This is a genomic window from Delftia sp. BGA-UO-ETr-SB1 (assembly GCF_059567865.1).
On sequence record NZ_JCAQOW010000005.1, the window covers coordinates 316382 to 343095 of the forward strand.

Sequence of the window (26714 nt, forward strand, 5' to 3'; positions counted from 1 at the left end):
CGCCGTGTCACCCCAGCATCTGCGATACCGCACGCTGCGTCTGCACGCTGATCAACTGCGCCCGGTAGCGCGCGCTGGCATGCAGGTCGCTGTTGAGGTCGGCATGGTCGATCAGCACCTGGGCGGCCGCGTCGGGCGTGAAGCTCTGGTTGAGCGCGGCCTCCAGCCCCGCATGGCGGAACACGCTGAGCCCGGCGCCCGTGATGGCCACGCGCACGCCGCTGTCGGTCTGGGCGACGAAGACGCCCACCAGGGCGAAGCGCGAGGCGGGCTGCTTGAACTTGAGGTAGGCGGCCTTCTTCGGCACGGGAAAGCGCACGGCCGTGATCAGCTCGCCGCTGCCCAGCGCCGTGGTGTACATGCCCTGGAAGAAGTCGTCGGCCGCGATCTCGCGCCGGTCGGTGACGACGGTGGCGCCCAGGCCCAGCACGGCGCTGGGGTAGCAGGCAGCGGGGTCGTTGTTGGCCAGCGAGCCGCCGATGGTGCCGCGCGCACGCACCTGGCGGTCGCCGATGCCGCCGGCCAGCTCGGCCAGGGCCGGGATGGCGGCCTGGACCTGCGGGTTGGCGGCCACATCGGCATGGCGCGTCATGGCGCGGATTTCCACGGTCTGGCCGTTGACGGCAATGCCGGCCAGGCCCTGGACGCGGTTCAGGTCCACGATCTGTTCGGGCCGCGCCAGGCGCAGGCGCATCGATGGCAGCAGGCTCTGGCCGCCGGCCAGGTACTGGCCGCCCTGCGCGGCCAGCGCGGCGGCGTCGGCCGTGGTGCCGGGGGCTTCATAGGTGAATGCGTACATGGCGCTCTCCTCAGGAGGTGGCTGCGGCGTCGATGGCCGACCAGACACGGTGCGGGCTGGCCGGCATGTCCAGGTCCCTGACACCCAGGGGATGCAGTGCGTCGAGCACGGCATTGATGACGGCGGGCGGCGAGCCGATGGCCCCCGCCTCGCCGCAGCCCTTGGTGCCCAGCGGGTTGTGCGTGCAGGGCGTGCAGACGGTGCCTAGCTTGAATTCGGGGAAGTCATCGGCGCGCGGCATGGCGTAGTCCATGAAGCTGCCGGTGAGCAGCTGGCCGGTCTCGCGGTCGTAGACGCAGTTTTCCAGCAGCGCCTGGCCTATGCCCTGGGCCACGCCGCCGTGCACCTGGCCCTCGACGATCATGGGATTGATGATGGTGCCGAAATCGTCCACGGCGCTGAAGCGGTCCACGCGCACCACGCCCGTGGCCGGGTCCACCTCGACCTCGCAGATGTAGGTGCCTGCGGGAAAGGTGAAGTTGGTGGGGTCGTAGAAGGCGGTTTCGTTGAGGCCGGGCTCCAGCTTGTCCAACGGGTAGTTGTGCGGCACATAGGCGGTGAGCGCGATCTGGGCGAAGGGGATTTTCTTGTCGGTGCCGCGCACCGTGAACTCGCCGCCCGCGAAGTCGATGTCGGCGTCGCTGGCCTCCATCAGGTGGGCTGCGATCTTCTTGGCCTTGGCCTCGATCTTGTCCAGCGCCTTCATGATGGCCGCGCCGCCCACGCTGATGGAGCGCGAGCCATAGGTGCCCATGCCGAACGGCACACGGCCCGTGTCGCCGTGGACGATGTCCACGTTCTCCACGGGTATCCCCAAGCGCGCGGCCACCACCTGGGCAAAGGTGGTCTCGTGCCCCTGGCCATGGCTGTGCGAGCCCGTGAACACGGTGACGCTGCCCGTGGGGTGCACGCGCACCTCGCCGCATTCGAACAGGCCTGCCCGCGCGCCCAGGGCGCCCGCGATGTTGCTGGGCGCCAGGCCGCAGGCCTCGATGTAGCTGCTGTAGCCCAGGCCGCGCCTGAGGCCCCGCGCCTCGCTGTCGGCCCGGCGCGCGGCAAAGCCGGCCACGTCGGCCAGGGCCTCGGCCTTGTCCATGCAGGCGCCATAGTCGCCCACGTCGTACTGCAGGGCCACGGGCGTCTGGTAGGGAAAGCTGGTGACGAAGTTGCGCCGCCGGATCTCGGCCTGGGACAGGTTCAGCTGCCAGGCGCAGCGGCTGACCAGGCGCTCCAGCAGGTAGGTGGCCTCGGGCCGGCCCGCGCCCCGGTAGGCATCGACGGGGGCGGTGTGGGTGAACCAGGCATCGACTTCCACATAGACCTGGGGCGTGGCGTACTGGCCGGCCAGCAGGGTGGCATAGAGGATGGTGGGCACGGCGCTGGCGAAGGTGCTCAGGTAGGCGCCCAGGTTGGCATCCGTGTGCACGCGCATGGCCAGGAACTTGCCGCTGGCGTCCATGGCCATCTCGGCATGGCTGACGTGGTCGCGGCCATGCGCGTCGGTGAGGAAGGACTCGCTGCGGTCGGCCGTCCACTTGATGTTGCGGTTGAGCTTTCGCGCACCCCAGGTCAGGCAGACATCCTCGGCATACAGGAAGATCTTGGAGCCGAAGCCGCCGCCCACGTCGGGCGCGATCACGCGCACCTTGTGCTCGGGCAGGCCCATGACGAAGGCCGTCATCAGCAGCCGCTCGACGTGCGGGTTCTGGTTGGCCACGTACAGCGTGTACTCGTCATTGGCGCGGCTGTAGCTGCCGATGGCCGCGCGCGGCTCCATGGCGTTGGGGATCAGGCGGTTGTTGACCAGGTCCAGCTGGGCGATGTGGGCGGCGCCCGCAAACACGGCATCCACGGCGGCCTTGTCGCCGATGGCCCATTTGTAGCAGTGGTTGTCGGGGGCGATGTCATGCACCACCGCGCCGGGCACGCTGCCGGCCGCCGCGTCGGCCACCAGCACCACGGCGGGCAGCGGGTCGTAGTCCACCTCCACCAGCTCGGCCGCGTCGCGCGCCTGCTCCAGCGTCTCCGCCACGACCATGGCGACCTGGTCGCCCACGTAGCGCACCGTGTCCAGCGCCAGGATGGGGTGCGGCGGCTCCTTCATGGGCTCGCCGTTGGTGCTGGTGATCAGCCAGCCGCAGGGCAGGCCGTTGATCTTGTCGGCCGCCACGTCGGCGCCCGTGAGCACGCCGATGACGCCGGGCGCGGCCTTGGCCGCATCGGTGGAAACGGAGCGCACACGCGCATGCGCGTGCGGCGAGCGCACGAACACCGCATGGGCCTGGGCGGCCAGCGCGATGTCGTCGGTGTACTGGCCCGCGCCCGTGAGGAAGCGGTAGTCCTCCTTGCGCTTGACGGGCTCGCCGATGTGGGGGAGCTTGGAAAAGTCGGATGCACCCATGGCTGTCTCCTTGTGGTGGCCTGCGGCGCTCAGGCCGCAGGCCCTGCCATGGCCTGGCTGCCCTTTTTCACGGCGGCCACGATGTTCTGGTAGCCCGTGCAGCGGCACAGGTTGCCCTCCAGCGCCTCGCGGATCTCGCGATCGCCCGCGCACGGCTGGCGCTGGCACAGGTCAACGGCGCTCATGACCATGCCCGGCGTGCAAAAGCCGCATTGCAGGCCGTGGCACTCCTTGAAGGCCGCCTGCATGGGGTGCAGGCCGCCGTCGATATCCGCCAGCCCTTCGATGGTGCGCACCTCGCAGCCTTCGGCCTGCACGGCCAGCATGGCGCAGGACTTGACGGCGTGGCCGTCGACGATGACGGTGCAGGCCCCGCACTGGCTGGTGTCGCAGCCCACATGCGTGCCGGTCAGGCGCAGGTGCTCGCGCAGCGCATGCACGAGCAAGGTGTTGGGCGGAACGTCGATGCGCTGCGCGCGCCCGTTGACGGTGAGCTGGACATTCATCGTGCTGTCTCCTGCCTGTGATCGGCGGTGATCTGGAAGGTGGGGGAACGCCGGGAACCTCGCCTGCCATGGTCGCCCTGCCCGCAGGCGCCCGTTCTAGGGTTGACCCGCAAGCCCGGGCCGGGCGGCGCGGATATTCTCAAAATGACACAGTCTTCACCGCAGCCGCAGCCCGCACCGCTTGCGCCTGCGCGCCCCGGCCTCGACCGTGCCAGCCTGCCAGCCCGTTCGCAATCTTTGCCAGCCAGCCACAGGAGTCCCCGCCCCATGTTCGCCCTGAGCCCCGACGCCGCGCAGCCCTGCCCCGCCGATCCGCGCCACCAGCAGGTCGCCCGGGCCCGCAGCCTGGTTTTCGGCGATCAGGCGCTGGCCGGCTCACCGCCCGGCATCGCACCCTGGCTGTGGCGCTCCTGGCAGCGCTGCCTGGCGGCAGGCCGCCGCCCGGACGAGCGCGTGGTCTACGAAGCATTGGGGCCGCATGCGCTGCGCCAGACCCGTGATGGCCATGAGGTGCTGCTGCAGGCCGCGCGCCCCGTGATGGCCCAGCTGGTGGGCGCCGTGGGCGCCATGCACTACTTCAGCCTGCTGACCGATGCACGCGGCACGGTGCTGGAGGTGCAGGGGCCGCTGGAGCGCAGCGACATCCGCGTGCAGGCCATCGCCCGCGTGGGCGTGGACCTGTCCGAGCAGGGCGTGGGCACCACGGCCATTGGCGCGGCCCTGGCCGAACACGGCCCCGTCTGGCTGCACCGGGCAGAGCATTTCTTCGAGGCCAACCGCCACTACAGCTGCGCGGGTGCGCCGCTGTCCGGCCCGGACGGGAGCTGCCTGGGCATGCTGGACATCACGGGCGTGGATGTGCCGGAGCGGCCCGAACTCATGCACCTGGCGCTGCGCTGCGCCCGCGCCATCGAGGACCGCCTGCTGCGCGCCCTGCCCCACGCGCTGCTGCTGCACCTGAACTGGCCCGGCGGGCCGCTGGGCCAGGAGGGCGAAGGCCTGCTGGCCGTGGACGCCGAAGGGCATGTGGCGGGCAGCAATACCCTGGCCCGCCAGCTGGTGCCCCAGCCGCTGTCGCTGCCGGGCCAGCCGCTGCACTGCAGCGAACTGCTGGCCATGCCCTGGACGGCGCTGGTGGACCATGCGCGCCAGCGCCCCAACGAGCCGCTGCGCCTGCCGCTGTGGTCGGGCCTGCGGCTGCAGGCCCTGGTGCAGCCCGGCCCCCAGCTGCGCCAGCTGCTGCCTGCGCTGGGCACGGCGGCACTCGCTGCCGCCGCCCAGGCCAGCCCGCTGCGCGCCAGCGAGGGCGTGCTGATCGAGCAGGCCCTGCAGGACGCCCAGGGCAATGTGACCCGGGCCGCCCGCGCGCTGGGCATCAGCCGGGCCACGCTGTACCGCAAACTGGGGGCCCGCAAGCCACACACCACCACTTGAACGGGACGTTTCCTCGGGTTCACACGGATTTCTTTTAGGGGGAGCAGGCCGCCTGCGGCGGTCGGGTCTCCGTAGAATCGACGGCTTTGGTCCATGCGCCGACAAGAGCGCTGCGCGCCGGCCTACAGGCTGGCGTACGGCGACGGACCCAATACAGCCTACTTTTTGGAGACACCATGCAGGCTTTGCTCAAATTCTCAAGGGGGGTCGACTGGCTCAACAGCCTGGTCGGGCGATGGCTTATCTGGCTGATCCTGGCCTCCACGGTCATCAGCGGCATCAATGCCATCGTTCGCAAGGTGTTGCACACCAGCTCGAACGCCTACCTCGAAGTGCAGTGGTACCTGTTCGCGGCCTCCTTCCTGCTGGCCGCCGGCTACACGCTGCTGCAGGGCGAGCATGTGAAGGTGGATGTGATCGCCAGCCGCCTGTCCAAGCGCACGCAGATCTGGATCGACATCTTCGGCTTCGTCTTCTTCCTGACCCCCATGGCGCTGGCCATCCTGTGGTTCGGCACGCCGTTCGTGATCCAGGCCATGCAGACCGGCGAGATGTCGGGCAATGCAGGCGGCCTGGTGCGCTGGCCCGTCTACCTGATGATCCCCATCGGCTTCGGGCTGCTGCTGCTGCAGGGCATGTCGGAGCTGATCAAGCGCATCGCCTTCCTGAAGGGCCTGATCGACGATCCCACGGCCAAGAAGGGCGAGAAGACCGCCGAGGAAGACCTGGCCGACGCCCTGCGCGGGCTGGCAGGTGCCAAGGACAAAAGCGGGCAAAGCGCCTGATCGGGGAAACAGACATCATGGAATTCGTGATCCACAACCTGGCCCCGATCATGTTCGCGGGGCTGATACTTTTCCTGCTCGTGGGTTTTCCCGTGGCATTCAGCCTGGGCGCCTGCGGACTGTTCTTCGCCTTTGTCGGCATCGAACTGGGCGTGCTGCCCGAAGCCCTGCTGCAGGCCCTTCCGCTGCGCATCTTCGGCATCATGCAGAACGAGACGATGCTGGCCATACCGTTCTTCACCCTCATGGGGCTGATACTGGAGCGAAGCGGCATGGCCGAGGACCTGCTGGAGACCGTGGGCCAGCTCTTCGGCCCCGTGCGCGGCGGCGTGGCCTTTGCGGTGATCTTCGTGGGCGCGCTGCTGGCGGCGACCACGGGCGTGGTCGCGGCATCGGTGATCTCCATGGGCCTGATCTCCCTGCCCATCATGATGCGCTACGGCTATGACCGCCGGGTGGCCTCGGGCGTGATCGCGGCCTCCGGCACGCTGGCGCAGATCATTCCGCCGTCCCTGGTGCTGATCGTGCTGGCCGACCAGCTGGGCCGCAGCGTGGGCGACATGTACAAGGGCGCCTTCCTGCCGGGCCTGATGCTGACGGGCTGCTATGCGCTGTTCATCGTCGTGCTGGCCATCTTCAAGCCCGCCATGGTTCCCGCCCTGCCGCCCGAGGCGCGCACGCTGCGCGAGCCCAATGGCAATTCCGGCCTGCCTTCCACCCTGGTGCTGACGCTGCTGTGCGTGGCCGCCTCCATCGTGGTGGGACAGTACATGCCCCAGCTGCACACCTGGTGGTCCGGCGATGTGGTGGAGAAGGTCGCGCTGGACGAGACCATCGTGGTGTCCATGTGCTTCGGCGTGGCCCTGGCCTTCATCGCCGCCATGTTCAACAAGCTCACGGGCCTGCACCTGCTCAGCCGCATGGCCGAGCGCGTGACCTTCGTGCTGATCCCGCCGCTGCTGCTGATCTTCCTGGTGCTGGGCACCATCTTCCTGGGCGTTGCAACCCCCACCGAAGGCGGCGCCATGGGCGCGCTGGGCGCGGCCATCATGGCCTTCGCTCGCGGCCGCCTGAACATGGACCTGCTCAAGCAGGCGCTGATGTCCACCACCAAGCTGTCGTGCTTCGTGATGTTCATCCTGATCGGCGCGACCATGTTCGGCCTGACCTTCCAGGGCGTGGACGGCCCCAAGTGGGTGGAGGAACTGCTGGTGTCCCTGCCCGGCGGCGAGATCGGCTTCCTGATCGTGGTCAACATCATGATCTTCGTGCTGGCCTTCTTCCTGGACTTCTTCGAGCTGTCCTTCATCGTCGTGCCGCTGCTGGCTCCCGTGGCCGACAAGCTGGGCATCGACCTGGTCTGGTTCGGCGTGCTGCTGGCCGTGAACATGCAGACCTCGTTCATGCACCCGCCCTTCGGCTTCGCGCTGTTCTTCCTGCGCAGCGTGGCCCCGGCCAAGGCCTACGTGGACAAGGTCACCAAGAAGATGACCGAGCCCGTGACCACCATGCAGATCTATGCAGGTGCCATCCCCTTCGTGGTGCTGCAGCTGTTCATGGTGGCCCTGATCATCATCTTCCCCGGCATCGTCTCCAGCGGGCTGGACAAGAAGGTGGAGTACGACCTGGACAAGGTGCGCCAGGAGATGGAGGCATCCATGCCCGAGGCCATCGACTTCAACGACCCCATGTTCAACGGCGACGGCGCGAACCAGTCGCCTGCCCCCGGAGCAACGCCTGGCGAGCCTTCGGCCCCGGGCAGCGAGGACGATGCACTCAAGGCGCTGCAGGACCAGTTGCAGCGCGAGCAACCGGCCACGCCGGGCGAGAGCAAGTCCGGCAGCTGATCGCAGGCTCCCTCAAGGACAGCAAAGGCCCCGCAACCGCGGGGCCTTTTTTCGTTCGGACCCCGGCGTGCGCCGGTCCCCTGCGCCCATGAAAAAAGCCGGGCAGTGCCCGGCTTTCCCGCATGACGCCCGAGGGCGCCGCGACTTCACAGCTTTTGCGCCGACATGAAGGCGTCGTAGCGCGCCTCGGCAAAGCGGAACCACAGCACCTCGTCGCGCTGGAAGTTGCGGTAGTCGCCGTAGATCTTCTTCCACGCAGGATTTTTCTCGGCCAGCTCCGCATAGACCGCCATGGTGGTCTTGTAGGAAGCATCGAGCACGGTCTGCGGGAAGGCCAGCACCTTGGCCTTGCTGGCCACCAGTTGCTTGAGCGCGCCGGGATTGCGCGCGTCGTAGCGGGCCTGGGTGACCACGTGGGCCTCGTGCGAGGCGGCCTGCACCATGGCGCGCTGCTCGGGCGTCAGCGCGGCCAGCGCCTTCTGGTTCACGTAGAACTCGAGGTTCAGGCTGCCTTCCCACCAGCCGGGGTAGTAGTAGAAAGGAGCGACCTTGTTGAAGCCCAGCTTGAGGTCGTCATAGGGGCCGATCCATTCGGCCGCATCGATGGTGCCCTTTTCCAGCGCCTGGTAGATTTCGCCGCCCGGGATGTTCTGGGGCACGCCGCCCATGCGCTCGATGATCCGGCCCGCGAAGCCGCCGATGCGGAACTTCAGGCCCTTGATGTCCTCGGGTGTCTTGACCTCCTTGCGGAACCAGCCCCCCATCTGTGCGCCCGTGTTGCCGCCCAGGAAGTTGACGATGCCGTATTCGGCATAGAACTCGCGCATCAGCTTGCCGCCGTTGCCGTCCACGATCCACGCCGTGAGCTGGCGCGAGTTCATGCCGAACGGAATGGCGCCGCCAATGGCGAAGGCCTCATTCTTGCCAAAGAAGTAGTAAGGCGCCGTGTGCGCGATCTCCACCGTGCCGTTCTGCACGCCATCGACCACGCCGAAGGCGGGCATCAGCTCGCCGGCCGCATGGACCGAGACCTCGAACTTGCCGCCCGACATCTCCTTGATCGCCTTGGAGAACACCTCGGCCGAGCCGTAGATGGTGTCCAGCGAGCGCGGGAAGCTCGACGCAAGGCGCCAGCGTATTGCCGCCTGAGCGTGAACGGCCGGTGCCGCTGCGGCAGTCAACACACCGGCCAGACCGGCGTGCTTGAGTGCTTTTCTTCTGTCCATCACTGTCTCCTCCTGGTTCGCTCTGCTTGAGAGCATTCAAAAAAGGCCGGACTGCTCTTGGCAGCCCGGCCCACATACTTTCTCGGAACAACAAAAAAAGCCCGCTGTCCCCTGCTGCATTCAACAGAGGGGACGCGGGCTTGGCCTGCAGGCTTGGAAGGCATGGACCGTCCTTGTGCGTGCTGCTGGCTGGGGAGACCTGGCCTTACAGCTTGGCCGTGGTCATGTAGCTGTTGTAGCGGAACTCCGAGAAGCGCTCCCACAGCAGCTGGTCGCGCTGGAAGGTGCGCAGGCTCTGGTTGATCTTCTTGAACATGGGCGACTTGGCGTCATGCTCGGCCATGATCTCCATGACGGCCTTGTAGCCGGCATCCATGAAGTCCTTGGGGAAGGCCTTGAGCTGGGTCTTGTCGGCCACCAGCTTCTTGAGCGCCACGGGGTTGTTGGCGTCGTACTTGGCCGTCATGTCGCGTGCCGCCACGTTGCAGGCTGCATCGACCATGGCCTTGTACTCGGGCGACAGGGCCGCATACGCCTTGGTGTTGATGAAGAACTCCAGCTCGGCGCCGCCTTCCCACCAGCCGGGGTAGTAGTAGTAGGGAGCGACCTTGTTGAAGCCCAGCTTCTGGTCGTCGTAGGGGCCCACGAATTCCACGGCATCCAGCGTGCCCTTTTCGAGCGCCTGGTAGACCTCGCCCACGGGCATGTTCTGGGCGACCACGCCGAGCTTGAGCATGGCGTCGCCGAACAGGCCGCCGCCCAGGCGCATCTTCAGGCCCTTGAGATCGGCCACCGACTTGATTTCCTTGCGGAACCAGCCGCCCATCTGGGTGCCCGTGTTGCCGGCGCTCTGGCTCTTGATGTTGTACTGCGCATAGAACTCGTCCATGAGCTTGCGGCCGCCGCCGTGCTCCATCCAGGCATCCATCTGGCGGGCGGTCAGGCCGAAGGGCACGGCGCAGCCGAAGGCGAAGATGTAGTCCTTGCCGGTGAAGTAATAGGGCGCCGTCAGCGCCATCTCGATGGTGCCGTTCTGAATGCCGTCGACCACGCCGAAGGCGGGCATCAACTCACCGGCCGCATGCACCGAGACTTCGAACTTGCCGCCCGACATCGCCTTGAGCGTCTTGGAGAACATTTCGGCCGAGCCGAAGATGGTGTCCAGCGACTTGGGAAAGCTCGCGGCCAGACGCCAGCGGATCGCCTCCTGGGCATGGACTGCGGGTGCGGCTCCCACAGCCAGCACGCCAGCGATTCCCGCATGTTTGATGATCGAACGACGGTCCATGAATGTCTCTCCGCGATGTGTTGTTTCAGTCAGAAAAAGCCCCCGCGCCCCCTTGCTGCGCAAGGTCCGCGGCCACCCCGAGGGGGCCGCTTTTTGCCTTGGGGCGACCCGGCGGCAAAAAAAACGCACGTTCGCACGTGCATTCACACTGTATCAGGTGGTATCGATTCTAAAAACGCCGCAAAGCAAGCGCGGACGGGGTTTTCCCCCGCGTAGTTCTGCTCGGCAGGCCGGCTGCCCGGCGCCGCTCAGGCCACCGCGCGCTCGGGTGCCAGATGGGCGCGCACCGAGGCCTCGATGCCCGCCGCATCCAGGCCCTGCAGGGCCAGCAGCTTTGCGGGATCGCCGTGCTCGATGAACTCGTCGGGCAGGCCCAGTTGCAGCAGCTGGCGCGTGATGCCGGCGGCCTGCAGCGACTCGGCCACGGCGCTGCCTGCGCCGCCCATGATGCAGCCCTCTTCCACGGTGACGATGAGCTCGTGCGTGGAGGCCACCTGGCGCAGCAGTTCCTCGTCCAGCGGCTTGGCCCAGCGCATGTTGACCACGGTGGCGTCCAGCGCCTCGGCCGCGGCCAGGGCCGGATACAGCAGGGTGCCGAAGGCCAGGATGGCGACCTGCTTCTTGGCAGACTCGCGGCGCACCTCGCCCTTGCCGAAGGGCAGGCCCTCCAGGCTCTCCAGCGGCGCCACACCCACGCCCGCGCCACGCGGGTAGCGCACGGCCACGGGATGGTCCTGCTCGTAGGCGGTGGTCAGCAGCTGGCGGCATTCGCGCTCGTCGGCCGGGCAGGCCATGCTCATGTGGGGAATGCAGCGCACGAAGGCGATGTCATACGCACCTGCGTGCGTGGCGCCATCGGCGCCGACCAGGCCTGCGCGGTCCAGCGCAAAGACCACGGGCAGCTTTTGCAGCGCCACGTCGTGGATCAACTGGTCGTAGCCGCGCTGCAGGAAGGTCGAATAGATGGCGACCACGGGCTTGAGGCCTTCGCAGGCCATGCCGGCCGCGAAGGTGACCGCATGCTGCTCGGCAATGCCCACGTCGTAGTAGCGGCCCGGAAAGCGCTTGTGGAACTCCACCATGCCCGAGCCCTCGCGCATGGCGGGGGTGATGCCCACCAGGCGCTGGTCCTTGTCCGCCATGTCGCACAGCCAATGGCCGAAGACCTGGGTGAAGGTCTGCTTCGGGGGCGTGGCCGGCTTGACCAGGCCCACGCTGGGGTCGAACTTGCCGGGGCCGTGGTAGGCCACGGGATCGGCCTCGGCCAGCTTGTAGCCCTGGCCCTTCTTCGTGACCACGTGCAGGAACTGCGGGCCCTTGAGGCTCTTGATGTTCTCCAGCGTGGGGATCAGCGAATCGAGGTCATGCCCGTCGATGGGGCCGATGTAGTTGAAGCCGAAGTTCTCGAACAGCGTAGCCGGCACGACCATGCCCTTGGCCTGCTGCTCCAGCCGCTTGGCCAGCTCCAGCAGCGGCGGCACCTGCTTGAGCACGCTCTTGCCCATGTCGCGTGCCTTGGCGTAGAACTGCCCGCTCATGAGCTGGGCCAGGTAGCGGTTGAGCGCGCCCACGGGTGGGCTGATGCTCATGTCGTTGTCGTTGAGGATGACCAGCAGGTTGGCATCGGTCACGCCGGCGTTGTTCAGCGCCTCGAAGGCCATGCCGGCCGTCATGGCGCCGTCGCCGATGACGGCGATGGCGCGGCGGTCCTCGCCCTTTTGCTTGGCAGCCAGGGCCATGCCCAGGGCGGCCGAGATGCTGGTGGAGGAGTGCGCCGTGCCGAAGGTGTCGTACGGGCTCTCGGCGCGCTGCGGAAAGCCCGACAGGCCGCCGAACTGGCGCAGCGAGGCCATGCGCTCGCGCCGGCCCGTGAGGATCTTGTGCGGATAGGTCTGGTGGCCCACGTCCCAGACCACGCGGTCGTAGGGCGTGTCGAACACCGCATGCAGCGCCACCGTCAGCTCCACCGTCCCCAGGTTGGAACTCAGATGCCCGCCGGTCTTGGAGACGCTGTCGAGCACATAGGCACGCAGTTGCTGGGCCAGGGCCTTGAGTTCGGCACGCGACAGACGCCTCAGATCCGCGGGATCGTCGATGGTCTGCAGCAGGGAGTAGGTGTTCGTGGTCATGCTAGGTATCTTGGAGCGGCAAGGCCGCGGTCCGTATTGTCAGTGGGTGCGGCTCACCACCATGTCGGCAAGCGCCGCCAACGCGCGGGTATCAGGCAGGCCGCTGCGCGCCAGCGCCGCGTGCGCCAGGGCGCACAGCTCGTCGGCATGGGCGCGGGCCTGGTCCAGGCCCAGCAGCGAGACGTAGGTCGGCTTGTCGTTGGCCGCGTCCTTGCCGGCCGTCTTGCCCAGGGTGGCCGAGTCGGCCACCACGTCGAGGATGTCATCCACCACCTGGAAGGCCACGCCCAGCGCCTGCCCGTAGTCGGACAGCGCCTGCCAGGCCTGGGCATCCACGCCCTCCTTGCAGGCCGCTCCCATGAGCACGCTGGCATGCAGCAGGGCGCCGGTCTTGAGGCGGTGCATCTCGCGCAGTTGGGCCTCGCTCAGTTGCAGGCCCACGCTGGCCAGGTCGATGGCCTGGCCACCGGCCATGCCCTGCGCGCCTGCGGCACGGCCCAGCAGCCGGCACAGCCGCGCCTGCAGGGCGTCCGGCATGCTGCCGGCCTGATCGGGCTCGGGAACGAGCAGCTCGAAGGCCAGCGCCTGCAGCGCATCGCCAGCCAGCAGGGCCGAGGCTTCGCCGAACTGCACATGCACCGTGGGCTTGCCACGGCGCAGCACGTCGTTGTCCATGCAGGGCATGTCGTCGTGCACCAGCGAATAGGCATGGATCAACTCCACCGCGCAGCCGGCACGCACGGCGGCGGGCTGCAGGCCATCGACGGCCTCCGCGGCGGCCCAGACCAGCAGCGGGCGCAGGCGCTTGCCGCCATCGAGCACGGCGTAGCGCATGGCCTCGCCCAGGCCCGCAGGCGCATCCACGCCCACCCATTGCGACAGCGCGCTTTCGGTGCGCGCCAGGCGATCGGTCATCCAGCAGGGGAAATCCAGCGCGCCGGGGCCGGCCGGCTGGGAAACATCGGAAGCGCAAGTCATCACGGCACTCATGGCAATCTTCAATCCTGGCTCCACGGGGCCAGCGTCCCCTCGTCAAGCACCTTGACCTGTTCCTGCACCGCGTCGAGCTGGCCGCGGCAATAGCCGAGCAGCTGCGCCGCGCGCTGGTAGCCTGTCAGCATCTGCTCCAGAGGCAGCTGGCCCGACTCGATCTGCGCGATGAGCTGCTCCAGCTCCTGCAGCGCGGATTCGTAACTGGTGGGCTCGGCAAGAGCCTTGGGAGCAGCCTTGGGCATGGTGCGATGGCGGTGCGTTGTGGGGAACCGACGATTCTAGGCGCCCCTCCATGACCGTGCCGCCAATAACCGGACAGCCCTTGACAGGCGGCATCCGGCGCGCGCAATACACGTACCGGGCATCCGGAAATAACCCCACGGGCTATAATCCCATTCCCCGTCAAACCGGCCCCTTGCCTGGGCATACGGTCGGGCTCATCGACAAGAGACAGCGCCTCGGGCGCCACTTCTTTTCACGTCGTGAAGCCTGCCTCCATGTCCAGGAACGGCCGGTTTTGCTTTTTCCAATCCCGTGCGCACGCGCACCCTCCCTGTGGGGAGTCTTTAGGTCAGGTCACCCATGTCTGATTTAAGTCTTCAACTGCAGCAGGCCGCAAGCCAACTACCAGTTTCCAGTTACTTCGACCCTGCGTTGTTCCAGCGCGAGTTGGAGACCATCTTTCAACGCGGCCCGCGCTACGTGGGCCACCAACTGGCCGTTCCCGAGATAGGCGACTACTACGCCCTGCCCCAGGAAAAGGAAGGCCGCGCTCTGGTGCGCAACGCCAAGGGGCAGGTGGAGTTGATCTCCAACGTCTGCCGCCACCGCCAGGCCGTGATGCTCAAGGGCCGGGGCAATCTGATGACCGAAGGCAAGGGCCATGCGGGGGGCAACATCGTCTGCCCGCTGCACCGCTGGACCTACAGCACCAGCGGCGAGCTGCTGGGCGCACCGCACTTCAGCCACGATCCCTGCCTGAACCTGAACAACTACCGGCTGCGCGAGTGGAACGGCCTGCTGTTCGAGGACAACGGCCGCGACATCGAGGCCGACCTCGCCGGCATGAAGCTGCGCGAGCAGCTGAGCTTCGAGGGCTTCGTGCTCGACCATGTCGAGATGCACGAGTGCAACTACAACTGGAAGACCTTCATCGAGGTCTACCTCGAGGACTACCACGTGGGCCCCTTCCACCCGGGCCTGGGCAACTTCGTGACCTGCGACGACCTGCAGTGGGAGTTTGCCAAGGAGTACTCGGTGCAGACCGTGGGCGTGGCGCCCGGCTTTGCCCAGCCCGGCTCGGACACCTACAGGAAGTGGCACGACGTGCTGCTGGCCTACCGCAACGGCGAGCTGCCCGAACGCGGCGCGATCTGGCTGACCTACTACCCCCACATCATGGTGGAGTGGTATCCGCACGTGCTCACGGTCTCGACCCTGCACCCGCTGGCGGTGGACCGGACGCTGAACGTGGTCGAGTTCTACTACCCCGAGGAGATCGCGGCCTTCGAGCCCGAATTCGTGCAGGCGCAAAAGGCCGCCTACATGGAGACCTGCATCGAGGACGACGAGATCGGCGAGCGCATGGACGCCGGCCGCAGGGCCTTGTACGAGCGCGGCGACAACGAGGTCGGCCCCTACCAGAGCCCCATGGAAGACGGCATGCAGCACTTCCATGAGTGGTATCGCGGCGTGATGGGTGACGCAGTCCCCGCACGCTGATCTGCTCCGGCTCTCCCGACGGCCCGCATTCGTGCGGGCCGTCTGCATTGGGCCGTCTGCATCGGGCCGTCTGTATTAGGCGGCAGGCCCGCTGCCCAGCTCCTCTGAATGCAAGCGCCCTGATGTGCCCAATGGGCAGGGCTGGCGGCGGCAATGCATCCCGAGGCAAGTCCAATGTCTTGGCTTATGCAATACAGTTCCTTGCGCGTGTCCCTGCCACGGCCCTGGGCCGTACGCAGCCAGGCGGCATGCGCCAAAAACAAAACCCAACCCTTTTCTCGTCCAGCGCCGCGGTCCTTGTGCGGCTCTATCCGGTCATTTATATGCAAGCCCTGTGGATGGTGGCGGCCGCATTCGTTTTTGCGGTCATGAGTGTGTGTGTGAAGTTCGCCTCCCAGGATTTCAACGCGGCGGAAATCGTCTTCTACCGCGGGCTGGTCAGCATGGTGGCGCTGTGGTGGCTGGCGCGCCACCAGGGCATCTCGCTGGCCACTCGCTACCCGCGCGAGCATGCCTGGCGCAGCTTCGTGGGCGTGACCTCCATGGGCGCCTGGTTCTACTCCATCGGCCATCTGCCGCTGGCCACGGCCGCCACCTTCAACTCCATGAGCAGCATCTGGATGGCGGTCTTTCTGATCGGCCAGGGCCTGCTGCTGCGCCACCAGCTGCGCCGCCAGCCCGAATCGCATGCGCTGCGCGCGCTGCCGCCGTTTCCCTGGAGCCTGGTCGCCACCGTGGCCCTGGGCTTCGTGGGCGTGATCCTGGTGCTGCGCCCCAGCGCGGCGCCGCAGGAATTCGTGGCCAGCGCGGGCGGCCTGATCGGCGGGGTGTTCGCCGCCATGGCCTATATGCAGGTGGCCACGCTGTCGCGCATGGGCGAGCCCGAGGCGCGCGTAGTCTTCTACTTCGCACTGGGCTCGGCCGTGGCCGGCGCCCTGGCCATGTGCTTCACGGGCGTGTCCGCCTGGCCGGGCTGGCGCGCGCTGTGGCTGCTGCCCGTGGGCGTGCTGGCCGCCGTGGCCCAGGTCTGCATGACGGCGGCCTACGCCTCGGCCAGCAACAGCCGCAACACCCTGGTCGTGGCCAACCTGCAGTATTCGGGCATCGTCTTCGCGGCCCTGCTGAGCCTGGCGATGTTCGGCGAAAGCGTGCCGCTGATCGGCTGGGCCGGCATTGGCCTGATCGTGGCCAGCGGCGCCCTGGCCACGGCCCTGCGTTCGCGCGGCTGACGCCGCCGGCCCGCATGGGGCCGTCGCATAATGGATCGGATCTTTTTGCCGCAGGCGCACCACCGCCTGCACAGGCCTTCGGAGTTCCGCATCCATGACTTCCAACACCACCTACCAGACCCACCAGACCCTGATCTCCGTCCAGGAGCTGGCCGCGCTGCAGGCCAGCGCCCGTCCGCTGATGGTCTTCGACTGCAGCTTCGACCTGGCCCAGCCTGCGGCCGGCAAGGCCCAGTATCTGCAGGCGCATGTTCCAGGCGCCGTCTTCGCCGATCTGGACCATGACCTCAGCGCCAAGCATGGCGTGCCCGGCGCACATGGCAGCGTGGCGGCCAGCGAGCAGGCCGCCTCGGGCGGCCGCCACCCGCTGCCCAACCGCGAACGCTTTGCCGTGTGGCTGTCCAGCATCGGTTTTTCCAACGACATGCAGGCCGTGGTCTATGACCGCAACGGCGCCAACTACTGCGGGCGCCTGTGGTGGATGCTGCAATGGGCCGGCCATGGCGATGTGGCCGTGCTCGACGGAGGTCTCCAGGCCTGGCAGGCCGAAGGCCAGCCCGTGGCATCGGGCGAGGAAAGCGCGCGCTTCCAGTCCAACTTCGAGCTGCGCGAGCCGCTGCAGCAACTGGCAACGGCGCAGCAGGTGCTCGATGCACTGGGCAGCGCAGGCCAGACCGTGGTCGATGCACGCGCCCCGGCCCGCTACCGCGGGGAGGTCGAGCCGCTGGACCCTGTGGCCGGCCACATCCCGGGCGCGCTCAACCGGCCCTTCACCGAGAACATCGCTGCCGACGGCCGCTTCAAGCCTGCCGCCCTGCTGCGCGCAGAGTTCGACCAGTTGCTGGCAGGCCGCGATCCGGCCAGCGTGGTGCACCAGTGCGGCAGCGGCGTGAGCGCGCTGCCCAACCTGCTGGCCATGCGCATTGCGGGACTGCCGCCTGCAAGGCTGTTCGCGGGCAGCTGGAGCGAGTGGTGCAGTGACCCGAAGAGGCCGGTGGAGCGCGGCTAATTCGGCTTATGCCTCCCCTTGGGGAGGCTGCACAATGACAGCACTGTGTCAAAAGGCCGACATGCAACAACACCACTGCAGCGGCCTGCTCCCAAGCCCCCAGACGGCGGGGCCAGAGCGAAATAGAGTCATCCAAACCTTGCTACAGGTGTAAGGTAAATCTTACAAACGCCGTCTCACAACCAGACATCCGGCGCAGACCTGCCCCGACTTCAACGGCGAAGGGCCCTCCTCCACAATCCATCTCAACAGATCGCAACAGGTTGAACATCTTGTTTCTACCCGGGCGTTGCGGCTGCCGAGATGCAAAGGATGGTCCTATGAACAATGAACAGCTGCTTGCCGAAATCCGCGAAGCCAACCTCACTTACCTGATGCTGGCCCAGACCCTGATCCGCCAGGACAAGGCCGAAGCGGTGTTCCGCCTGGGACTGAACGAAGAATCGTGCGACCTGCTGGCCGCACTGTCGGCAGCCCAGGTGCTGAAGCTGGCCTCGCGCAACACCTTGCTCGCCAGCTTCCGGGTCGACGACGAAATGGTCTGGAGCTTGCTGACCAACCACAGCAGCAACAAGATCGGCAACGGTGCGACCAACACGCTGCACGCCAACATCCTGATGGCCAGCCGCGTCTCCGAAGTCCTCTGATCCGCCTGAAGAACTCTGGAGCCCGCCATGTCCACCCCCGCCAAAAGTGTCCTGAACGAGTCCAAGCAGATCGAGCGCGCCGCCATGCTCATCGAGATGGGTGCACGCATGCAGGTGCTCGAATCCGAGACCACGCTGTCCTACGAGCGCCTGATCCGCCTGTACAAGGAGATCGCCGGCAAGTCGCCTTCCAAGGGCCAGTTGCCGTTCTCGACCGACTGGTTCCTGACCTGGCAGGAGAACATCCACAGTTCGCTGTTCCTGAATATCTACGAATACCTGTCCAAGGGCGCCGAGCTGGATGCCGTTGAACAATTGACCAAGGCCTACCGTCTCTATACCGAGCAGATCCAGGCCGCCGAACTGGAAGCGCTGCTGTCCTTCACCCGCGCATGGCGCCTGGTGAAGTTCGTCGACGCGCAGATGCTGACCCGCACCCAGTGCACGGTGTGCAAGGGCCAGTTCGTGACCGAGCCCTACGAGAACGAGCGCCACTACCAGTGCGGCCTGTGCAATCCGCCCGCACGCGCCGGCAAGAGCAAGAGCGCCGGCTCGCTGATGCTGCACTGACGATCTGCACTGCGCATCGCACCCGCGATGCCGCCACAGGAATCCAGAACTCTAGACCGTCCCGCCGCCTGCCCTGGCGGCGCAGTCCCTGGCGAACTGCGGCAGTTTCTCGCCCGGCAGGGCGCGGCTGAAGTACCAGCCCTGCACCAGCAGATCGCCCTCGAAGCCCAGGGACTGCAACTGCGCCTCGGTCTCCACGCCCTCGGCCACCACGTTCAGTTGCAGCGCCTCGCAAAAGCGCAGCAGGCCGTCCAGCACCAGCTCGCCCTTGGCATGGCCGCTGGCCACGACGAAGCTGCGGTCGATCTTGATGGCATCCACATCGAACTGGTGCAGGTAGCTCATGGACGAGAAGCCGGTGCCGAAGTCATCGATGGACACCTTGGCGCCCAGCGCATGGATCTGCCCTATGGCGCGGCGGATCGCCTCCACGTCGCCCACCATTTCTTCCTCCGTGATCTCCACGCCGACCTGCCCCCTGGCCTGGGCCAGCAGCAGCATCAGGCGCGAGCAGTGCTCGGGCGAGGTCAACGTGGCACCCGACACATTGATGCTGATCGGCATGGCAAAGCCCTCCTGGCGCCAGTGCCGGCTCTGGCGCACGGCAGCGCCCGCCACCCACAGGTCCACCTCGCGCATCAGCCCCGCATCGGCCAGCCAGCGCAGGAAACTGCCGGGCTGCTGCAAGCGGCCCTGCGCGTCCCGCGCGCGCAGCAGGGCCTCGCAGCCCAGGCACAGGCCGCTGCGGTGCGAGACCTGGGGCTGGAATTCCAGGTGGAACTCGTACTCGCTGATGCGACGGATATGCGCCAGCATGGTCTCGCGCCGGGCCTGCGCCTGATGCGCCTGCACCAGCGGATCGCGCACGATCAGGCCGGCCTCTTCGGGCAGGCGCGAGAACGTGGTGTCCAGCGCGTGCAGCACGATGGCACCGTCGTCCTGGCCCAGCCGGTCGATGGCCCGCACGTAGGGCGCATAGATCAGTGCTCCCAGGGCCGTCAATGCCAGTTGCAGCACCACGGCCGCCATGTCCCCGCCCGTGCTCACATAGGCATTGAAGACCACGGGCGCAGTCAGCGGCAGCACCATGGAGGCCGGTGCCACCCAGCCGGCCTGCACCACCGTGACGGCCACGACCAGGTTGATGGCGGGTACCGCGAGAAACGGCACGAGCAGGCGCAGGTTCAGGATGATCGGCAGCCCGAACAGCAGGATCTCGTTGACGTTGAGCAAGGAGATGGGCAGCGCCGCCAGCGCCAGCACGCGCAGGCCCCGCCCCCGGCAAAACAGCAGCACGGCCAGCGCCAGCGACAGCGTTGCACCGGAGCCGCCGATGAAGACGAAGGAGCCCATCAGCCCGCCGCTGAGCGCCCAGGGCGCCTGCAGCCCCTGCGCCATCGCGGCGGCATTGGCCACCACCGCCTGATCCAGCACCTGGAAGAAGGGCTGCATGGCGTAATACCCCTGGACGCCGAAGAACCAGAGCACGGAATTGAGCAGTGCCAGCGTCAGCCCGCTGCGGTAGGGGGTCTCTGGGCCCGCGATGGCCAGCGGCAGTTCGGCCCGCGTGAGATCCGGCAGCACCTGTTGCAGGCCCAGCAGCAGCAGCACGAGCAGCACGGCGACAAGGGCGCCGGGAACGACGAGGTTCATGACCTCGCGCACGTTCTCGCTGACGAAGCCGGTGCGCGCGATGCGCGTCCAGCGCAGCCGGCTCAGGCGCGCCATCAGGGGCACGGTGATCAGGGGGGAGGCGATGGAGATGAACAGCACCAGGGTGGCCGCCGCGCGCGGATGCTCGCTCAGCAGATAGATGGCCATCTGCACATGCGCGAAGCACAGAAAGGTCACCGGCAGGCGCGGCAGCCGGTGGCGTATGGAGAGCATGTAGCCGATGGACGCGGCCACCAGCAGCGGCAGGATGCTGCCGATCTCCGCGTGCAGGCCCGCAAGCACCCGCACCACGGGTTCGGGCTGGCCGGACATCTGCGCCAGCGCCGACAGGATGAGGAACAGGGCCGAGACCAGCAGACAGGGAACCAGCCAGAGCAGGCCCTCGCGTATGGCCCGCATGGAGTTGGCGCCGGCCAGCCTGGCCAGGCGCTGTGTCAGGAACAGTTGCACGTCCGGAAAGCCGGCCCGTGACCTCTTGTTGCCCATGGCTCCCACCCTTTTCTTCCCGGCAGAAGTCAGGCGCTCCTGTCCGGAGCACATCGTACAACGCCGGCCGCAAAGGGCTGTTGCGGCTGCAGAGAGCAGGATCAGCCCGTGTTGCGCACCCCGGCCGCGATGCCGTTGATGGACAGGTGGATGCCGGTCTTGATGCGCTCATCGGTCTGGCCAGCGCGCCAGCGCCGCACCAGCTCCACCTGCAGATGGTGCAGCGGATCGATGTAGGGGAAGCGATGGCGTATGGAGCGCGCCAGCGCTTCGTTGTGGGCCAGGCGCTGCTTGTCGCCCGTGATGCGCGCCAGCGCATCGACGGTGCTGTGCCACTCGGCCTCGATGGCGCTGAAGATACGGCGGCGCAGGCGCGCGTCCGGCACCAGGTCGGCATAGCGCGATGCCAGGTTCAGGTCGCTCTTGGCCAGCACCATGTCCATGTTGGACAGCAGGGTACGGAAGAACGGCCACTGGCGGTACATCTTCTGCAGCAGGGCCAGCTGGGCCTTGCCATCCTTGCCCGGCTGGTCGATGAAGGCCTTGACCGCGGCGCCAAAGCCGTACCAGCCCGGCAGCGTGAGCCGGCACTGGCCCCAGCTGAAGCCCCAGGGAATGGCGCGCAGGTCCTCGATCTTCTGCGAGGGCTTGCGCGAGGCCGGGCGCGAGCCGATGTTCAGCTCGGCAATCTCGCGGATGGGCGTGCTGCTGAAGAAGTAGCTGGTGAAGCCGGGGGTCTCGTACACCAGGGCACGGTAGGCGCCCATGCTGGCGTCGGACAGGAAGGCCGCCGCATCCAGGAAGGCGCGCGTGGCCGGCTTGGTCGGCTGCAGCAGCGTGGCCTCCAGCGTGGCGGCCACCAGGGTCTCCAGGTTGCGCCGGCCGATCTCGGGGTTGGCGTACTTGGAAGCGATGACCTCGCCCTGCTCGGTGAGGCGGATCTGGCCGCGCACCGTTCCCGGAGGCTGGGCCAGGATGGCCTGGTAGCTGGGGCCGCCGCCCCGGCCCACGGTGCCGCCGCGGCCATGGAACATGCGCAGGCTGATGCCATGGCTGTCGGCCAGCTCGTCGAACAGCTCGACCAGAGAGATCTCGGCGCGGTACAGCTCCCAGTTGCTGGTGAAGATGCCGCCGTCCTTGTTGCTGTCGCTGTAGCCCAGCATGATGTCCTGCTCGCCGCCGCTGCGCTGCACCATGGCCGCCACGCCGGGCAGCTGGAAGTAGCGGCGCATGATGGGCGAGGCGCTGCGCAGGTCGCCAATGGTCTCGAACAGCGGCACGACGATCACATCGCAGATGGCGCCGTCGTCCAGCGTGCCGCGCAGCAGCCCGGCCTCCTTTTGCAGCAGCAGCACTTCCAGCAGGTCGCTGACCGATTCGGTGTGGCTGATGATGCAGTGGCGTATGGCCTCGGCGCCCAGGGCCGCGCGCAGGCGGCGCGCGGTCTCGAAGATGGCCAGTTCGCCGCGCGCATGCTCGGAATAGTCGGCGCCCACCACGCGCAGCGGCCGCGCCTCTTCCAGCAGGCGCACCAGCAAGGCGCACTTGGCGTCTTCCTGCAGGCCCGAGTAGTCGGGCTCCAGGCGCGCGGCAGCCAGCAGCTCGGCCACCACTTCCTCATGCTTGTCCGAGCTTTGGCGCAGGTCCACCGTGGCCAGGTGGAAACCGAAGACCTGCACGGCGCGCATCAGCGGGCGCAGACGCTGGGGCGCCAGCACCTCGCCGTGGTTGCGGCTCAGGGAATCATCGATGACGCGCAGGTCGGCCAGGAACTCCTCGGGCGAGGCATAGGCGTTCTGCGGCGCCACGGCATGGCGCGCAGCCTCGCCGCCCGTCAGGCCCTTGAGCGTGGCCGCCAGGCGCGCGTAGATGCCGGTGAGCGCGCGGCGGTAGGGCTCGTCGGAGCGGTGCTCGTTGGTGTCGGGCGAGCGCTCTGCCAGGGCCTGCATCTCGGTGGACACGTCGGTCAGGCGCTGGGACAGCGACAGCTCGCCGCCCAGGTAGTGCACCTCGCGCAGATAGTGGCGCAGCGCCACATCGGCCTGGCGCGACAGCGCCAGCTCCAGGCTCTGGGCCGTGACATTGGGGTTGCCGTCACGGTCACCGCCGATCCAGTGGCCCATGCGCAGGAAGCTGTGCACGGGCAGGGTGTTGCCCAGCTCCTGCTCCAGTTGCGCGTAGAGCTTGGGGATCTCGCGCAGAAAGGTGGCTTCGTAGTAGGACAGCGCGTTTTCGATCTCGTCGGCCACGGTGAGCTTGGAGTAGCGCAGCAGGCGTGTCTGCCACAGCTGGCTGACGCGGGCGCGCAGCTGGGCCTCGTTGCGTTCCAGTTCGCGCGGGGTGAGCGCGTCCTTGGCGCTGTTGTACAGCTGGGCGCGGGCCACGATGTCCTCGCGCGCAGCCAGCAGTTGGGAGATGTCGCGCTCGGCCACCAGAATGCTCTGGCGCTGCACTTCCGTGGGGTGGGCCGTGAGCACGGGTGCCACATAGCTCTTGGCCAGCGTCTGCGCCACGGTGCCGGCCGAGATACCGGCCCAGCGCAGGCGCGCCAGTGCCACCTCGATGCTGCCTTCCTGGGTGTTGCCCGCGCGCTCGTGCACGGCGCGGCGGCGGATGTGGTGGCGGTCCTCGGCGAGGTTGGCCAGATGGCTGAAATAGGTGAAGGCGCGGATCACGCTCACCGTCTGGTCCGTCGTCAGGCCCTTGAGCAGGCGCTTGAGCGCGCGGTCGGCGGTCTCGTCGGCATCGCGGCGGAAGGTCACCGACAGCTGGCGCACCTGCTCGATCAGCTCGAAGGCCGCCACGCCTTCCTGCTCGCGGATCACATCGCCCAGAATGCGCCCCAGCAGGCGTATGTCCTCGATCAGCGGCAGGTCCTTGTCCGTCTTGCGGACAGGCTTGTCATCACGCCTGTCATCTCGCGCATTGCTCTTGCGGGGGGCGGTGGCCATCAACGAATCTCCTGGAATCGGTCAGCGTATCGGTTTGCTTGGGCTTCGGTCCTGGTGCCGGGTTTACTGCGGCGCAGCATGCTAGCATCCCGCGCTCCCCCCGAGGCACCTGATGAACACCAAACCACTTCTCCCCCACTCCATCGTGATCGCCACGCGCGAGAGCCAGCTGGCACTGTGGCAGGCCGAGCATGTCCAGGCGCTGCTGCGCGCCCGGGGGCATGAAGTGGAATTGCTGGGCATGACCACCAAGGGCGACCAGATCCTGGACCGCACGCTGTCCAAGGTCGGTGGCAAGGGCCTGTTCGTCAAGGAGCTGGAAGTGGCGCTGGAAGAAGGACGCGCCCACATCGCCGTGCACTCGCTCAAGGACGTGCCCATGGAGCTGCCCGAAGGCTTTGTGCTGGCCTGCGTGATGGAGCGCGAAGACCCGCGCGACGCTTTTGTCTCCAATCGCTACGCCACGCTGGCCGAGCTGCCGCAGGGCGCCGTCGTCGGCACATCGAGCCTGCGCCGCCAGGCACTGCTGCAGGCCCTGCGCCCCGACCTGAAGATAGAGCCGCTGCGCGGCAACGTGAACACCCGCCTGCGCAAGCTGGACGAAGGCCACTACGACGCCATCGTGCTGGCCGCCGCAGGCCTGATGCGCCTGGGCCTGGCCGACCGCATCCGCGCCAGGTTCGAGCCCACCGGCATGCTGCCGGCCGCAGGCCAGGGCGCGCTGGGCATCGAGGTGCGCGCCGACCGCCAGGACCTGATCGACGCGCTGGCCTCGCTGGCCCACCAGACCACCTGGCTGACCGTGACCGCCGAGCGCGCCGTCAGCCGCTGCATGGGCGGCAGCTGCTCCATGCCGCTGGCGGCGCACGGCACATTCGACGGCCAGCAACTGCGCCTGGACGCTGCCTGGGGAGACCCGGAAGGCCGGCTGCCGCTGGTGCAGGTGCACGCCGGCGCCACCGTCACCGACTTCGCCAGCGCAGACGCGCTGGGCCAGCACGTGGCTGCGCTGCTGCAGGCGGCGGGCGCCCAACCGGCCCCCAAGCTCTAGACGGCACGCCCACATGCCGCCGCGCATACTCGTCACCCGCCCGGCCCATGACGCAGCCGCGTGGGTGGATGCGCTGCAGGCCCGGGGCCTGCCGGCCCAGCCGCTGGCGCTGATGGCCATAGGCCCCTGCCGCGATGCGGCCACGCAACAGGCCTTGCAGGCCGCCCGCAACGCGCTGCGCGAAGGCCCAGGCTACCGCGCCGTGATGTTCGTCAGCGGCAATGCCGTCCAGCATTTCTTCGGCACCGACCCCGCACGGCTTCCGCCCTCCACCCGCGCCTGGACGCCCGGCCCCGGCACGGCCCAGGCGCTGCTGGCCCTGGGCATTGCGCCAGCACAGATCGACGGCCCGCCACCGGACGCCGCCCAGTTCGAATCCGAAACGCTATGGCAGCGCGTGCATGACCAGATCCATGCGGGCGACCGCGTGCTCATCGTGCGCGGCGACAGCCAGGCAGGAGCGCCCAGGACCGTGCCGGCCACGGCAGGCGCCGGCCGCGATTGGCTGGCTGCCCGACTGCGCGAAGCGGGTGCCCAGGTCGAAATGCTGGCCGTCTACCAGCGCGAACTGCCTGCCTGGGATACAGCCCAGACGGCACTGGCACGCCAGGCGGCCGAAGATGGCTCGCTCTGGCTGCTCAGCAGCGCCGAATCCGTTGCCAACCTGCAACAGCTCTTGCCGGGCCAATCGTGGCAAAAGGCGCGAGCGCTTGCTACGCACGAGCGAATCGCCGCCCAGGCCAAACAACTGGGATTCGGATATGTCAAGCAATGTCGGCCGGCTCTGGAGGACGTGGTTGCGTCGATAGAATCGACGCCATGAGTTCCGACGCAGCGCAAGACCGCCCCACCCCGCAGAACCTGACGCCCCCAGCCTCCGCCGCAGCATTCGCTGCCGGCTCCGCCCAAAGCAGCCCCGCTGCAGACCTGCGCAGCGGCTCCTCTGCCCTGGTCCTGGGCGTGGGCGCCGTGGCCGTGGCGGCGCTCATTGCCTGCGGCATGCTCTGGCAGCGCCTGGGCAATATCCAGGAACAATTGGCCCGCCAGTCAGCGCAGTCCGGCTCCCAGTCGGTCGAGGCCCGCACCCTGGCGCGCGACGCCCAGGACCTGGCCCGCGACAGCGCGGCGCGCACCTCGGTCATGGAAGCGCGCATTGCCGAGCTGTCGCTGCAGCGCACGCAGCTCGACGAACTCCTGCAAAGCATGTCGCGCTCGCGCGACGAGAACCTGGTGGTGGACATAGATTCCTCCATCCGCCTGGCCCAGCAGCAGGCCGAGCTGTCCGGCAGCCTGCAGCCGCTGGTGGCCACGCTCAAGAACGCCCGCCAGCGCATAGAGCGTGCCGCACAGCCCCGTCTGGCTCCCGTGATGCGCGCGCTGGATCGCGACCTGGAGCGGCTGGCCCGCATGAGCGTGACCGACACGGCCGGCCTGCTCACCCGCATCGAGGATCTGGTGCGCCTGGTCGACGAGATGCCCCTGCTCAACGCCGTGGCCCAGCCACGCGCCAGCCGCCATCGCGGCGTGGCCGGCCAGGCGGCCCGCCAGCCCGAGCCCGCCCCCATCGAGGGCAGCCCCACCGAGTGGAGCTGGTGGCAGTCCTGGGGCGAGCGCGGCTGGACGGCCGTGCGCGAAGAGGCCCAGGACCTGCTGCGCGTCAGCCGCATCGACCACCCGGATGCCATCTTGCTGGCGCCCGAGCAGGCCTATTTCCTGCGCGAGAACCTCAAGCTCAAGCTGCTGAACTCGCGCCTGGCCCTGCTGTCGCGCCAGTGGGATGCGGCGCGTGCCGACCTGGCCGCCTCGGGCATGGCCGTGAACAAATACTTCGATCCTGCCGCGCGCCGCACCCAGATCGTGCAGGCCCAGCTGCAGCAGATCCAGGCCAATCTGCGCACCACCGAACAGCCTGCGCTGCAGGAAACCCTGGCGGCGCTGGCAACGGCCGCCGCAGGCCGCTGAGCAGC

General features: G+C 67.8%; 21 protein-coding genes. 11 read left to right on the top strand and 10 right to left on the bottom strand.

From position 1 onward, the window contains the following. Positions 1-7: 7 nt before the first annotated feature. The 3 genes from AC57B5_RS11545 to AC57B5_RS11555 are packed head-to-tail and all read right to left on the bottom strand — an operon-like array spanning position 8 to position 3706. On the bottom strand, positions 8-799 hold the full coding sequence (locus AC57B5_RS11545) for an FAD binding domain-containing protein (RefSeq protein WP_013803613.1): 792 nt from the start codon (positions 797-799) through the stop codon (positions 8-10). A gap of 10 nt (positions 800-809) precedes the next feature. Next, positions 810-3200, bottom strand: a complete 2391-nt coding sequence (locus AC57B5_RS11550) for a xanthine dehydrogenase family protein molybdopterin-binding subunit (protein ID WP_013803614.1) — start codon at positions 3198-3200, stop codon at positions 810-812. Between the two features lie 29 nt (positions 3201-3229). Further along, positions 3230-3706 (bottom strand): (2Fe-2S)-binding protein, encoded by a 477-nt coding sequence (locus tag AC57B5_RS11555; RefSeq protein WP_013803615.1) that lies wholly within the window; start codon positions 3704-3706, stop codon positions 3230-3232. Positions 3707-3973: 267 nt separating this feature from the next. Here AC57B5_RS11555 and AC57B5_RS11560 point away from each other — a divergent pair, with 267 nt between their 5' ends. From AC57B5_RS11560 to AC57B5_RS11570, 3 genes are all read left to right on the top strand, one after another. Further along, the gene (locus AC57B5_RS11560) at positions 3974-5140 is read left to right on the top strand and encodes a helix-turn-helix domain-containing protein (RefSeq protein ID WP_496399575.1); all 1167 of its coding nucleotides are present in this window, start codon (positions 3974-3976) and stop codon (positions 5138-5140) included. 176 nt (positions 5141-5316) lie between these two features. Next, complete coding sequence (locus tag AC57B5_RS11565; RefSeq protein WP_034391292.1) at positions 5317-5925, top strand: TRAP transporter small permease subunit; 609 nt, start codon at positions 5317-5319, stop codon at positions 5923-5925. 17 nt (positions 5926-5942) lie between these two features. Then, positions 5943-7772, top strand: coding sequence for a TRAP transporter large permease (locus AC57B5_RS11570; protein WP_097203080.1), 1830 nt, complete (start codon positions 5943-5945; stop codon positions 7770-7772). 146 nt (positions 7773-7918) lie between these two features. On the opposite strand, the gene AC57B5_RS11575 is transcribed toward AC57B5_RS11570, so the two are convergent. The 5 genes from AC57B5_RS11575 to xseB all read right to left on the bottom strand — a co-directional run bounded on the left by AC57B5_RS11575 (position 7919) and on the right by xseB (position 13650). Continuing rightward, the gene (locus AC57B5_RS11575; RefSeq protein WP_034391287.1) at positions 7919-8998 is read right to left on the bottom strand and encodes a TRAP transporter substrate-binding protein; all 1080 of its coding nucleotides are present in this window, start codon (positions 8996-8998) and stop codon (positions 7919-7921) included. 205 nt (positions 8999-9203) lie between these two features. Beyond that, positions 9204-10286 carry a TRAP transporter substrate-binding protein gene (locus AC57B5_RS11580; RefSeq protein ID WP_012204166.1) on the bottom strand — a complete coding sequence of 361 codons (1083 nt, stop codon included), beginning with the start codon at positions 10284-10286 and terminating at the stop codon, positions 9204-9206. 248 nt (positions 10287-10534) lie between these two features. Next, positions 10535-12415, bottom strand: coding sequence for a 1-deoxy-D-xylulose-5-phosphate synthase (gene dxs / locus AC57B5_RS11585; RefSeq protein ID WP_496399576.1), 1881 nt, complete (start codon positions 12413-12415; stop codon positions 10535-10537). Between the two features lie 39 nt (positions 12416-12454). Next, a complete protein-coding gene (locus AC57B5_RS11590) occupies positions 12455-13405 on the bottom strand; it encodes a polyprenyl synthetase family protein (protein WP_012204164.1) in 951 nt (316 codons plus the stop codon). Between the two features lie 8 nt (positions 13406-13413). Beyond that, complete coding sequence (gene xseB / locus AC57B5_RS11595; protein ID WP_012204163.1) at positions 13414-13650, bottom strand: exodeoxyribonuclease VII small subunit; 237 nt, start codon at positions 13648-13650, stop codon at positions 13414-13416. Between the two features lie 340 nt (positions 13651-13990). Here xseB and AC57B5_RS11600 point away from each other — a divergent pair, with 340 nt between their 5' ends. The 5 genes from AC57B5_RS11600 (at position 13991) to flhC (ending at position 18585) form a co-directional block, all read left to right on the top strand. Continuing rightward, complete coding sequence (locus AC57B5_RS11600; RefSeq protein ID WP_496399577.1) at positions 13991-15130, top strand: aromatic ring-hydroxylating oxygenase subunit alpha; 1140 nt, start codon at positions 13991-13993, stop codon at positions 15128-15130. A 323-nt stretch (positions 15131-15453) separates the two neighbouring features. Next, positions 15454-16359, top strand: coding sequence for a DMT family transporter (locus tag AC57B5_RS11605; RefSeq protein WP_034391274.1), 906 nt, complete (start codon positions 15454-15456; stop codon positions 16357-16359). Positions 16360-16453: 94 nt separating this feature from the next. Further along, positions 16454-17368, top strand: a complete 915-nt coding sequence (locus AC57B5_RS11610; RefSeq protein WP_496399578.1) for a sulfurtransferase — start codon at positions 16454-16456, stop codon at positions 17366-17368. Positions 17369-17688: 320 nt separating this feature from the next. Continuing rightward, positions 17689-18015: a flagellar transcriptional regulator FlhD gene (gene flhD, locus AC57B5_RS11615; protein WP_012204159.1), complete on the top strand. Its 327-nt coding sequence runs from the start codon at positions 17689-17691 to the stop codon at positions 18013-18015. Between the two features lie 27 nt (positions 18016-18042). Further along, positions 18043-18585 carry a flagellar transcriptional regulator FlhC gene (flhC, locus tag AC57B5_RS11620; protein WP_012204158.1) on the top strand — a complete coding sequence of 181 codons (543 nt, stop codon included), beginning with the start codon at positions 18043-18045 and terminating at the stop codon, positions 18583-18585. 51 nt (positions 18586-18636) lie between these two features. Here flhC and AC57B5_RS11625 read toward each other — a convergent pair whose 3' ends face one another. Together AC57B5_RS11625 and ppc are read right to left on the bottom strand one after the other, a co-directional pair. Next, a complete protein-coding gene (locus tag AC57B5_RS11625; protein ID WP_496399579.1) occupies positions 18637-20745 on the bottom strand; it encodes a PTS sugar transporter subunit IIC/EAL domain-containing protein in 2109 nt (702 codons plus the stop codon). Between the two features lie 101 nt (positions 20746-20846). Beyond that, positions 20847-23696, bottom strand: coding sequence for a phosphoenolpyruvate carboxylase (gene ppc / locus AC57B5_RS11630; protein ID WP_013803627.1), 2850 nt, complete (start codon positions 23694-23696; stop codon positions 20847-20849). A gap of 112 nt (positions 23697-23808) precedes the next feature. Here ppc and hemC point away from each other — a divergent pair, with 112 nt between their 5' ends. Genes hemC through AC57B5_RS11645 form a run of 3 tightly spaced genes read left to right on the top strand, consistent with a single transcriptional unit; the run spans position 23809 to position 26709 of the window. Then, on the top strand, positions 23809-24747 hold the full coding sequence (hemC, locus tag AC57B5_RS11635) for a hydroxymethylbilane synthase (protein ID WP_496399580.1): 939 nt from the start codon (positions 23809-23811) through the stop codon (positions 24745-24747). A gap of 13 nt (positions 24748-24760) precedes the next feature. Then, positions 24761-25570, top strand: coding sequence for a uroporphyrinogen-III synthase (locus tag AC57B5_RS11640; RefSeq protein ID WP_496399581.1), 810 nt, complete (start codon positions 24761-24763; stop codon positions 25568-25570). Next, entirely contained in the window at positions 25567-26709 is a 1143-nt protein-coding gene (locus AC57B5_RS11645; RefSeq protein ID WP_496399582.1) for a uroporphyrinogen-III C-methyltransferase, read from the top strand. Before AC57B5_RS11640 ends, AC57B5_RS11645 begins: the two co-directional genes overlap by 4 nt. Positions 26710-26714: the final 5 nt, after the last annotated feature.